We start from the raw sequence: 222 nt of genomic DNA, 5'->3' as shown, positions 1-222 counted from the left end.
CCAGTAACTGCATATTGCGTCCCGCACTGACACAAGCCAAGCCACGCAGCCTAGGCCCCGAAGTCGCACGTGTGACCGGCCCTGATCCTGACACCGCTGCTAACAACCTCTACACCGACGTCTACGGCCGCATTAAAATCCAGTTCCCCTGGGACCGCTACGGCAAACGCAATCACAACAGCAGTTGCTGGGTACGCGTCGCGCAAGCCTGGGCCGGTAATC

General features: G+C 59.9%; 1 protein-coding gene. It reads left to right on the top strand.

The window, feature by feature from the left end; translation table 11 throughout:
• On the top strand, nt 1-222 hold a 222-nt coding region (locus tag H8K43_RS18835; RefSeq protein WP_186905272.1), incomplete at both ends, for a hypothetical protein.

Source organism: Cognatundibacterium curvum (genome assembly GCF_014284235.1).
Lineage (GTDB): Bacteria > Pseudomonadota > Gammaproteobacteria > Burkholderiales > Burkholderiaceae_D > Undibacterium > Undibacterium curvum.
The sequence above is the reverse complement of the archived record's forward strand: the minus strand, read 5'-3'. Positions and strand labels throughout refer to the sequence as shown.